The organism is Paraburkholderia sp. (assembly GCF_035948235.1).
Lineage (GTDB): Bacteria > Pseudomonadota > Gammaproteobacteria > Burkholderiales > Burkholderiaceae > Paraburkholderia.
Map to the genome: position 1 here is coordinate 1 of NZ_DASZJJ010000236.1, position 11,174 is coordinate 11,174.

The following is an 11,174-nucleotide window of genomic DNA, read 5'->3' on the forward strand; positions in this document are numbered from 1 at the left end:
GCAGCCGCACGCCGATCCACAGCAGCAGCAGGCCGCCCGCGAACTTGAGCAGCGGCACGTTGAGCAGCACCACGGCGAAGGCGATCAGCACCACGCGCAGCACGATCGCGCCGACAGTGCCCCAAAGGATGCCGCGCAGACGCTGCTGCGCAGGCAGATCGCGGCAGGCGAGCGCGATCACCACGGCGTTATCGCCGCCCAGCAGGATGTCGATGACGATGATCTGGATGACAGCGCCCCAGTGGAGCGTTGCGAAAAACTCGAGCATGAGGGCGAGAACTTAAGAGAACGCGCGCGGGCAATCGCCGCAAATAAAAAAGCGAGGCAGCCATGACTGGCTCCCTCGCTTTTGTTCGGAAACCTCGTGAAAGGATTCCGCAAGCATAGCAAAAAACGCCAGCGCCCCACGCATACGTGATGCGCGAAGACCGGCGTTATCCGCAAATTACAGCACCGACTTCAGCAGACGGCCCATTTCCGACGGGTTGCGCGTGACCTTGATGCCGCACGCGTCCATGATTTCCAGCTTCGCTTCAGCCGTATCCGCACCGCCCGAGATCAGCGCGCCAGCGTGGCCCATGCGCTTGCCCGGAGGCGCCGTGACGCCCGCGATGAAGCCGACCACCGGCTTCTTCATGTTGCCCTTGATCCACTCGGCTGCCGTGGCTTCGTCCGGACCGCCGATTTCGCCGATCATGATGACGGCGTCCGTATCCGGATCGTCGTTGAACATCTTCATGACGTCGATGTGCTTCAGACCGTTGATCGGGTCGCCGCCGATACCGACTGCCGACGACTGGCCAAGGCCAAGCGCCGTCAGCTGGGCAACCGCTTCATACGTCAGCGTGCCCGAACGCGACACGACGCCGATGCGGCCCTTGCGGTGGATGTGACCCGGCATGATGCCGATCTTCAGCTCGTCCGGCGTGATCGTGCCGGGGCAGTTCGGGCCGAGGAGCAGCGTCTTGCGGCCTTCGCGACGCATACGGTCCTTGACTTCGATCATGTCACGAACGGGAATGCCTTCCGTGATACAGATCGCCAGATCGAGGTCGGCCTCGACGGCTTCCCAGATCGCAGCAGCAGCGCCTGCCGGCGGCACGTAAATGACCGAAACGGTCGCGCCGGTCGCATCCTTGGCTTCACGCACGTTGGCGTAAATGGGGATGCCTTCGAAGTCTTCGCCGGCCTTCTTCGGGTTCACGCCCGCGACGAATGCTTCGCGGCCGTTGGCGTACTCACGGCATGCACGGGTGTGGAACTGACCGGTTTTGCCGGTAATGCCCTGCGTGATGACCTTGGTGTCTTTGTTGATCAGAATCGACATGTATTGACCTCTGTTCGCTTGACGCCGCGCGTCGCGTCGTCCGCTGCGTGATGCCACGTGGGCCACGTCTGGCGGGCTTCGCGCCGGCACTGCGTCATTCGTATCCGCTGAAAGTTACTTGCCTTCGGCAGCCGCGACAACCTTCTGCGCAGCCTCTTCCATGCTGTCCGCCGAGATGATCGGCAGGCCCGAGTCGGCCAGCATCTTCTTGCCGAGGTCCTCGTTCGTGCCCTTCATGCGCACGACGAGCGGCACCTTCAGGTCAACGGCCTTCGACGCCGCAATCACGCCTTCCGCGATCACGTCGCAGCGCATGATGCCGCCGAAGATGTTCACGAGGATCGCCTTGAGCTCCGGGTTCTTCAGCATCAGCTTGAACGCTTCCGTGACCTTCTCGGTCGTGGCGCCGCCGCCGACGTCCAGGAAGTTCGCCGGTTCGCCGCCGAACAGCTTGATGGTGTCCATCGTCGCCATGGCCAGACCTGCGCCGTTCACAAGACAGCCGATGTTGCCGTCGAGCGAGATGTACGCGAGGTCGAACTTCGAGGCTTCGACTTCAGCCGGATCTTCTTCGTCCAGATCGCGGTAAGCGACGATTTCCGGATGGCGGAACAGCGCGTTCGCGTCGAAGTTGAACTTCGCGTCGAGTGCGATGACCTTGCCGTCGCCCGTAACGTTCAGCGGGTTGATTTCGGCCAGCGACGCGTCGGTTTCCCAGAATGCCTTGTACAGGCCTTGCAGGATCGCGCGAGCTTGCGGAATCGAGGCAGCCGGCACGCCGATTTTCGCGGCGAGATCGTCAGCCTGGGCATCCAGCAGACCCGTGTCCGGATCGACGACGATGTGGTGGATCAGTTCCGGATGCTTTTCGGCGACTTCTTCGATGTCCATGCCGCCTTCGCTCGAACCCATCAGAACGATCTTCTGGGTCACGCGATCCACGACGAGGCTGACATACAGTTCCTGCTTGATGTCGGCGCCTTCTTCGATCAGCAGACGGTTGACCTTCTGGCCTTCCGGACCGGTCTGGTGCGTGACGAGCTGCATGCCGAGGATCTGGTTCGCGTATTCGCGGACCTGCTCCAGCGTCTTCGCCACTTTCACGCCGCCGCCCTTGCCGCGGCCGCCCGCGTGAATCTGGGCCTTGACGACCCACACCGGACCGCCCAGCTCTTCAGCGGCCTTGACCGCGTCATCCACCGAAAACACCGGCTTGCCGCGCGGTACCGCGACGCCGAATTTCCGCAGGATTTCCTTACCCTGGTACTCGTGAATCTTCATGCGTGATTCCCTTCAGTCTGAGAGTTGGAGTGAACTTCGTTTCCGCTGTTGTTATTCATGCGCGACGGCGTCGGCCTTGCCCTCATGGCGCGGTCCAGTGTCTTCGCGCACGCTGGCAGCGTCCCCGCCGCGCTCTTTCGAACGCGGCGCATGGCCATACCAGCGCGGATAAAACTGCTTGACCGCCTCGCCGTCGAACCGCAGCGCGTGGCAGCGGCCGAGCTGAAAAGGCGGTTTCTCACCGGCGGCGGATTCGTCGCCGGCAGTCTTGCCGAGATCCGGTCCGGACGCGTCGCCCGGATTGCCATTCGATGTATCCCACACGGCTCCCACGAACGCCTGGATGGCGACCGTCGGCAACACGCCCAACATTTCTGTGAGATGCGTGCAGCCCTGCGTGCCGGCGAGGAGTCGGCCCGCTTCGCGGCGGAAGTTCTGGAGGAGATTGAGCCCGATGAGGGCCCGATAGGCGGGATTGGCGTTCTGGCACTGACCGTCGTAAGGCACCCAGTCGGACGACGCCTCGGCGTCGACGACATTGAGCTTGCGATCGATCGTGATACGAAGCCAGAGTTCATGGATCGGCAAACCATTGGGCCGGACACCGGATGCTAACTCCACATCGCGAGGCTTGTGGTCCGTCAGGCAGGCATCGATGTCCCACAGGCCGTCTTCGCGCTCATAGGCGACCGCCCGGATAGCGCGCTGATGACGCAACTGGCGAGGCGCTGGCGGAGGAAGCGGCATGCTGGGTCAGACCGGTTTGGAAAACTTCTCGATTTTAGCATACCGATTATTTGAGACAGCGGCGATTCCGCAGCCCCCTTAGAGGCTTGTTTCCAGACGTTTTTTGATCCACGAGGATCAATTTCCCGACTAATCGCCCTCAAAGCTGTCTTCGATGCCTTTGAGGATCTTGCCGATGATCGACATCGAAAAACCGCGCGCGGCGAGAAAACGGGCCTGTCGAGCGCGCTCGGCGGGCGTCTCGGGCAACTCGCCGTACTTCTTCTGCCAGACCGCTCGGGCGCGCGTGAGTTCCGTCTCGCGCAACTGCGTATTCACTTCTTCGATGAGCGCCTCGCCCACGGCGTGCCGCTTGAGTTCGCTGACGATGCGCCCGGCGCCCATGCGTGAAGCACGGCGGTACATGACGCTTTCGGCGAAGCGCGCATCGGAAAGCCAGCCGTCGCGCTCGAGCGCGTCGAGCAGCCGTTCGAGTTCGTCAGCGTCTTCGGTGTAGGTCATCAGCTTGCGCGAGAGTTCGGCACGGCTGTATTCGCGACGCGAGAGGTAGCCGAGCGCGCGGCCCTTGAGCGAGCGTTCCGGGCGCTGTTTGCTCGTGGCCGCCGCACTGGCTTTGCGCGCGGCGCGCAGCGTGGAACTGCGTTCGTAGCTGTCGCCCTCGTCTTCGCGCGCTTTTTCGACAGCGCGCGCGATGTCGTGCGCGTCGAACGATTCGGATTCGTCGAAATCGGCGCGGCGGTTGGAATTACGTGTAAAGGCTTGCGTTGCAGGGCGCGGCGTACGGCGTGTTGCGTTCGCGACCGGCGGCTGCCGTGCCTCGGCGGGCGCATCGAAAAACGCCTCGAACGGCACTTCGAACACGGCGCCGCCTTCGTCGTCGAGATCGGGCGTAGTGGAATGAGACAAGAGTTGAGGCTCAGAAAGCACAAAGCCGCGATCGCCCGAATGGGCGTCGCGGCTTTGCGGAGTGATACGGGGTGAATCTTGAGATGAAATCCGGGACCGATCAGAGGTAGAGGTGGAGCGCCGCTTGGCGCCCCGAGCATCGCTGTTGGCGCTGCTTACTTCACGCAGGTGCTGCGCCTCGTCCGAAGCCGAGGACGCAGCCTTCGCGGCCAGCGGCCGTGCCGAGCCAAACCCGCGCTTGCGCATCACCGTCGTGCTCCCCCTTCAGGGCCCCCGATTGCCGGATTCGCGGGACTTATTCTTCGTCCGCGACTTCGACTGCGCCGGAGTTCTTCACGCCTTCGGCCATCGCGCTCACGCCGAGCGATTCGCGGATGCGGTTTTCGATCTCGCGGGCGATATCGGGGTTCTCGCGCAGGAATTCGCGCGCGTTGTCCTTGCCCTGGCCGATGCGTTCGCCGTTATAGCTGTACCACGCGCCCGCCTTGTCGACGATCTTGGCCTGCACGCCCAGGTCGATGACTTCGCCCTGACGCGAAATGCCTTCGCCATAAAGAATGTCGAACACGGCTTCGCGGAACGGCGGCGAGACCTTGTTCTTGACGACCTTCACGCGCGTTTCGCTGCCGATGACTTCGTCGTTCTTCTTGATCGAGCCGATACGGCGGATGTCCAGACGCACCGATGCGTAGAACTTCAGCGCGTTACCGCCCGTGGTGGTTTCCGGGTTGCCGAACATCACGCCGATCTTCATACGAATCTGGTTGATGAAGATCACCATGCAGTTCGTCTTCTTGATCGTGCCGGTGAGCTTGCGCAGCGCCTGCGACATCAGACGCGCCTGCAGACCCGGCAGCGAGTCGCCCATTTCGCCTTCGATTTCGGCCTTCGGCACGAGTGCCGCGACCGAGTCGATCACGATCATGTCGATCGAGCCCGAGCGCACCAGCGCGTCGGCGATTTCGAGCGCCTGCTCGCCCGTGTCCGGCTGCGAGATCAGCAGTTCCGGCACGTTCACGCCAAGCTTGGAAGCGTATTGCACGTCGAGCGCGTGTTCCGCGTCGATAAACGCCGCCGTGCCGCCGATCTTCTGCATTTCGGCGATCACCTGCAGCGTGAGCGTGGTCTTGCCCGACGATTCCGGACCGTAGATTTCGACCACCCGGCCGCGCGGCAGACCGCCCACGCCCAGCGCGATGTCGAGACCGAGCGAGCCGGTGGAGACCACCTGAATATCTTCAACTGCGTCGCCGTCACCGAGTCGCATGATCGACCCTTTGCCGAACTGCTTTTCGATCTGCGCGAGCGCAGCGGCCAGCGCCTTGCTCTTCTCAGCAGTCAGCCCAGCCGAGCCTTTCTTGCTATCTTCCATGAATCGTCCTTTGCTATGATGAACGGCGTCTGATGACGATGCACGCCCCCGCCTGCGACACTTTTGTGACGACTGGCGAGCGGTGCCAACGAACTCAGACACTGTATAAAAAAACAGTAGTTTTGGCAAGCCCGTTTTCAACTAACGCGCACGCCGAAACCGCGAATTCCGGAGACCGCCGTGCGCCGCCCCTGCGAGGCCTCAAGCCCGCGAACGCGACGCCGGTGCTGCGAAGCGCGCCCCAGCAAGACGCGGGACGCTTCGAAGGCAACGCTTGCGCACCATGCGAATCCTCATTGCCGAAGACGACAGCATACTCGCGGACGGTCTGGTCCGATCACTCCGCCAATCGGGCTATGCCGTTGATCACGTGCGTACCGGCGTGGATGCCGATACCGCCTTGTCGATGCAGACTTTCGACCTGCTGATCCTCGATCTGGGCCTGCCGAAAATGCCGGGGCTCGAAGTGCTGCGGCGTTTGCGCGCGCGCAATTCCAACCTCCCCGTTCTGATCCTCACCGCCGCCGACAGCGTGGACGAACGCGTCAAGGGACTCGATCTGGGCGCCGACGACTACATGGCCAAACCCTTCGCGCTCAACGAGCTGGAAGCGCGCGTGCGCGCGCTCACGCGGCGCGGGGCGGGCGGCGGCCCGACGGTCGTGCGCCACGGCGCGCTGTCGTTCGACCAGGTGGGACGCGTCGCGCGCATTCACGAGCAGGTCCTCGATCTGTCGGCGCGCGAGCTGGGCGTGCTGGAAGTGTTGCTGCAGCGGCTCGGGCGGCTGGTGTCGAAGGAACAACTGGTCGATCACCTCTGCGAATGGGGCGAGGAAGTCAGCAATAACGCGATCGAGGTCTATGTGCACCGCCTGCGCAAAAAGCTCGAAACCGGCGGCGTGCAGATCGTGACGGTGCGGGGTCTGGGCTACTGTCTGGAAAAAGAAGCGGCCGCGCCTGCGAGCACACCTGCCAGCGCCTCGGCCAGACCGACCCACGCGGAACCTCAAACCGCCCCGCCCGCCATGCCGTCCAGCCACTACTTCAAATAGCCGGACGCGACGATGGCCGAGCCCGCTCCCGCCGCGCGCGTCACGCCGGCCTCGTCCACCAGCGCGCGCGGCGCAGAGCCACCCGGCGCGCTCGACGACGAAGCGCGCGACGCCCGCTACGCCAATCCTTTCGCGCCGCCCGACGAAGCCGAAGCCGCTGCCGAAGCGCGCCCGCGCTCGCTGTTCGGTGAAATCCTCGACTGGATGCTCGCGCCGCTGCTGCTGCTCTGGCCGATGAGCATCGCGGTCACCTATCTGGTCGCCAAATCCATCGCCAACGGCCCGTTCGACCGCGCGCTCGAAACCGACGCCTACGTGCTCGCGCGCCAGATCCACCCCGTGAACGGCGTGGCCGAGCTGACGCTGCCCGACTCCACGCGCGACTTCCTGCGCGCCGACAACGTCGACAGCGTCTATTACCAGGTGCTCGGCAGCCGCGGCGAGCTGGTGGCCGGCGACCGCGACATGCCGCTGCCGCGCGACGACGATCGCCCCTCGCCCGGCCTCGTCGAGTTTCGCGACGACACGCTGCACGACATCGACATCCGCGTGGCCTATACGACGGTCGAGCCGCCGCATCTCACCGGCTCGCAGCCCGTGCTGGTGCAAGTGGCCGAAACGCTCGACAAGCGCCGGGCGCTCGCCAACGACATCATCAAGGGCGTGATCCTGCCGCAGTTCGTGATCCTGCCGCTGGCGATTCTGCTGGTGTGGTTCGGCCTCTCGCGGGGCCTGGCGCCCTTGCACGCGCTGCAGTCGAGCATCCGCAGGCGTCGCCCCGACGATCTTTCGCCGCTCGAAGCGCGCCGCGCGCCGCCCGAGATCGAGCCGCTCGTGACCTCGTTCAACGACCTGCTCACGCGGCTCGAACAGAACATGGAACTGCAAAAGCGCTTTATCGCCGATGCCGCGCATCAGATGAAGACGCCGCTCGCGGGCCTACGCACCCAGGCCGAACTCGCGCTGCGACAGGACGCTTCGCCCGAGGTGCATCGCTCGCTCGAACAGATCGCCATGAGTTCCGAGCATGCGGCGCGGCTTGTCACGCAGTTGCTGGCGCTGGCGCGCGCCGAGAACCGCATGTCGGGTCAGGTCTTCACGCCCGTCGATATCACCGAAGTCGCGCGCCATGCGGTGCGCGACTGGGTGCAGGCCGCGCTCGCGCGACAGATGGACCTGGGCTACGAAGGCCCGGACGACGCGCCGGGCCAGCATGAAGCGCAAGACGGCGAAGATGCCGTGATCGTCGAGGGCAATCCGGTGATGCTGCGCGAGATGCTGTCGAACCTGATCGACAACGCCATCCGCTACACGCCGCCAGGCGGGCGCATCACCGTGCGCGTGCGGCCCGAACCTGCCGCGCGGGCGGTGCATCTGGAAGTGGAGGACACGGGCATCGGCATCCCGGCGGCCGAGCGCGAGCGCGTGCAGGAACGCTTCTACCGGATCCTCGGACGCGACGGCGACGGCAGCGGCCTGGGACTTGCGATCGTGCGCGAGATCGCGACCATGCACGGCGGCACGCTCACCATCGACGACCACGTCTATCAGGAAACGCCGCGCCTGGCGGGGACACTAGTAAGCGTGACGCTGCGCCTGCGCTCAGCAAACTGACACGCGCGTGCCGAAACTGACGGCAGAAGCGGCGAAAACTGGCATGGGACTTTCCCTTAGGCCCACGCCAGTCACCACCATTAAACCAACGCGATAATAGCCATTAAACCCACGTTGGACGACGTTCATAGCGCGTTAAGAACATTTTCAGGCACAGAAAGCTCTCCACGCACGCGACCAAACCTGACCCCGCACGTCAGAACCCCGTAAGTTTCCATTCCAATAATGCTGCGCAGGACCGCCTCGAACGCGGGCCCACACGCACATCAAAATTGGAGACACATATGGCAACCGTTGGCGGACAAGTCTCACACACGCCGATGACCAGTGACGAAAAACGCGTGATCTTCGCGTCGTCGCTCGGCACCGTGTTCGAGTGGTACGACTTCTATCTGGCCGGCTCGCTCGCGGCCTTCATCAGCAAAAGCTTCTTCTCCGGCGTCAATCCCACCGCGGGCTTCATCTTTACGCTGCTCGGCTTCGCGGCGGGCTTCGCGGTGCGTCCGTTCGGCGCGATCGTGTTCGGACGCCTGGGCGACCTGGTGGGCCGCAAGCACACCTTCCTCGTCACCATCGTCATCATGGGTTTGTCGACCTTCGTGGTCGGCTTCCTGCCCGGTTACGCGTCGATCGGCATTGCCGCGCCGGTGATCTTCATCCTCATGCGTCTGCTGCAGGGTCTTGCGCTCGGCGGCGAATACGGCGGCGCGGCGACCTACGTCGCGGAACATGCGCCCCCCGGACGTCGTGGTTTCTACACTGCGTGGATTCAGACGACCGCCACGCTCGGCCTGTTTCTGTCGCTGCTCGTGATTCTCGGCGTGCGCACCTCCATCGGCGAAGAGGCATTCGGCGCATGGGGCTGGCGCGTACCGTTCGTCGCCTCGATCCTGCTGCTCGGGGTGTCGGTGTGGATCCGTCTGCAACTCGACGAATCGCCGGCATTCAAGCGCATCAAGGCCGAAGGCAAGGTGTCGAAGGCCCCGCTCACGGAAGCGTTCGGCCAGTGGCGCAACCTCAAGGTCGTGATCCTCGCGCTGATCGGCGTGACGGCGGGCCAGGCCGTGGTCTGGTACACGGGCCAGTTCTACGCGCTGTTCTTCCTCACGCAGACGCTCAAGGTGGACGGCGCCAGCGCCAACATCCTGATCGCGCTGGCGCTGTTGATCGGCACGCCGTTCTTCCTGTTCTTCGGCTCGCTGTCGGACAAGATCGGCCGCAAGCCGATCATCATGGCCGGCTGCCTGATCGCCGCGCTCACCTACTTCCCGCTCTTCAAGGCGCTCACGCATTACGCGAATCCGGCGCTCGAAGCCGCGACCGCGCGCGCGCCGATCGTCGTGATCGCGAACCCGGACGAATGCTCGTTCCAGTTCAACCCGGTGGGCACCTCGAAGTTCACGAGTTCCTGCGATATCGCCAAGAGCGCGCTGTCGAAGGCGGGCCTGAACTACTCGAACGTGGCCGCGCCGGCGGGCACGCTCGCGCAGATCAAGGTCGGCGACACGACCATTGACACCTTTAACGGCAAGGCGCCGGGCGCCAAGGAGGCGGGCGCGGCGTTCGACAAGACGCTCTCGGGCGCGCTCAAGAGTGCGGGCTACCCGCTCAAGGCCGATCCCGCGCAGCTCAACTGGCCGATGACGGTGGTGGTGCTGACGATCCTCGTGATCTTCGTGACGATGGTGTACGGGCCGATCGCGGCGATGCTGGTGGAGATGTTCCCTACACGCATCCGCTATACGTCGATGTCGCTGCCGTATCACATCGGCAATGGCTGGTTCGGCGGCTTCCTGCCCGCGACGGCGTTCGCGATCGTGGCTGCAAGAGGCGATATCTACTCGGGGCTCTGGTATCCGATCATCATCGCGCTGGCGACGTTCGTGATCGGCATGCTGTTCGTGAAAGAGACCAAGGACTCGGATATTTACGCGCAGGATTGAGCCCATCGATGGAGACGGCCCGGCATCCTGAAAAAGTTTTGCGAAGACGCTTGACAGGGTGCCGGACCGTAGGCATAATCTTTTTCTCTTAGGCGAATTAGCTCAGCCGGTTAGAGCGACGGAATCATAATCCGCAGGTCCGGGGTTCGAATCCCTGATTCGCCACCATATAAAACAAAGGGTTAGCTTCGGCTAACCCTTTGTCATTTCTGCGTCGTGTCAACGTTCTGTCAACCGGAATGTATTGACCCGCAATCATGCCCCAGGTACTCTTACAGGTAGTAAAAGTACGAATAATTCTCCGGGGCAACAATGCAAAAAAATGACCAGCGCATGGTCTTGTTTTTCGATGCGAAGATCGAAACCTATGCATCTATGGGGCGTCAAGGCCGACTGGCCGGACTGCGTACGCTACCTGTAGACAAGCTGTTCGAGCTTGTAGATCAAATGCGCAACACTGAGCTTCTATCCAGACCGAACCGGAAGCGCAGCGAACTGCTTTACCTTGCCGATATTGACGTCGATAAGCCTCGGGGATATCTGACCCTGCTCATCAATCGTTCGGACAAAGACGCGTCTGACGTCGTATTGAGCAACCCGGAAAAATCAGAGCGTCGAGTCATCGAGAAGACGCTTGGTGAGGGCGCTGACTTCTCGGCTCATCTCATGATCAAGTTGAAGCCACAGAAGCCCGACACCTACGTCGCTGCGCTTGAGATGTCGCCAGGGCTGCCAAGCTCGAAGATTACAAGTTTTCTGAACCATATTCTTCGGATGTGCGACCTGACGTATCCGACAGAATTTCATCGCCCGCACCCCGACGGATCCACGGACAAAGATGGGAATCCGCGAATTGTGAAAGCGAGACATAGACTCGAACTTCGCGGCCACCCATCAGATTCGTTTCTTAAGGATTTGGAATCTGGGATGCTG

The 11,174-nt window shown here is 62.9% G+C and carries 10 protein-coding genes and 1 tRNA gene; 5 read left to right on the forward strand and 6 right to left on the reverse strand.

Translation table 11 applies throughout. The features are described from left to right. The 6 genes from VG320_RS20505 to recA all read right to left on the reverse strand — a co-directional run. Positions 1-268 (reverse strand): TerC family protein (locus tag VG320_RS20505; RefSeq protein WP_414696082.1); only part of this gene is annotated, 268 nt, incomplete at its 3' end. A gap of 177 nt (positions 269-445) precedes the next feature. Continuing rightward, complete coding sequence (gene sucD, locus VG320_RS20510; protein WP_027817870.1) at positions 446-1,327, reverse strand: succinate--CoA ligase subunit alpha; 882 nt, start codon at positions 1,325-1,327, stop codon at positions 446-448. A 114-nt stretch (positions 1,328-1,441) separates the two neighbouring features. Continuing rightward, positions 1,442-2,608, reverse strand: coding sequence for an ADP-forming succinate--CoA ligase subunit beta (sucC, locus tag VG320_RS20515; protein ID WP_327201899.1), 1,167 nt, complete (start codon positions 2,606-2,608; stop codon positions 1,442-1,444). 51 nt (positions 2,609-2,659) lie between these two features. Further along, on the reverse strand, positions 2,660-3,355 hold the full coding sequence (locus tag VG320_RS20520) for a DUF2889 domain-containing protein (RefSeq protein WP_327201900.1): 696 nt from the start codon (positions 3,353-3,355) through the stop codon (positions 2,660-2,662). 129 nt (positions 3,356-3,484) lie between these two features. Then, positions 3,485-4,216 (reverse strand): recombination regulator RecX, encoded by a 732-nt coding sequence (gene recX / locus VG320_RS20525; protein WP_414696083.1) that lies wholly within the window; start codon positions 4,214-4,216, stop codon positions 3,485-3,487. Positions 4,217-4,556: 340 nt separating this feature from the next. Next, the gene (gene recA, locus VG320_RS20530) at positions 4,557-5,633 is read right to left on the reverse strand and encodes a recombinase RecA (protein ID WP_327201902.1); all 1,077 of its coding nucleotides are present in this window, start codon (positions 5,631-5,633) and stop codon (positions 4,557-4,559) included. Between the two features lie 283 nt (positions 5,634-5,916). Here recA and VG320_RS20535 point away from each other — a divergent pair, with 283 nt between their 5' ends. From VG320_RS20535 to VG320_RS20555, 5 genes are all read left to right on the forward strand, one after another. Further along, the gene (locus VG320_RS20535) at positions 5,917-6,684 is read left to right on the forward strand and encodes a response regulator transcription factor (protein WP_327201903.1); all 768 of its coding nucleotides are present in this window, start codon (positions 5,917-5,919) and stop codon (positions 6,682-6,684) included. 12 nt (positions 6,685-6,696) lie between these two features. Further along, a complete protein-coding gene (locus tag VG320_RS20540; protein WP_327201904.1) occupies positions 6,697-8,298 on the forward strand; it encodes a sensor histidine kinase in 1,602 nt (533 codons plus the stop codon). A 284-nt stretch (positions 8,299-8,582) separates the two neighbouring features. Beyond that, positions 8,583-10,241 (forward strand): MFS transporter, encoded by a 1,659-nt coding sequence (locus VG320_RS20545; protein ID WP_327201905.1) that lies wholly within the window; start codon positions 8,583-8,585, stop codon positions 10,239-10,241. Between the two features lie 91 nt (positions 10,242-10,332). Next, a tRNA-Met gene (locus tag VG320_RS20550) sits at positions 10,333-10,409 on the forward strand. A gap of 144 nt (positions 10,410-10,553) precedes the next feature. Beyond that, on the forward strand, positions 10,554-11,174 hold a 621-nt coding region (locus VG320_RS20555), incomplete at its 3' end, for a hypothetical protein (RefSeq protein ID WP_327201906.1).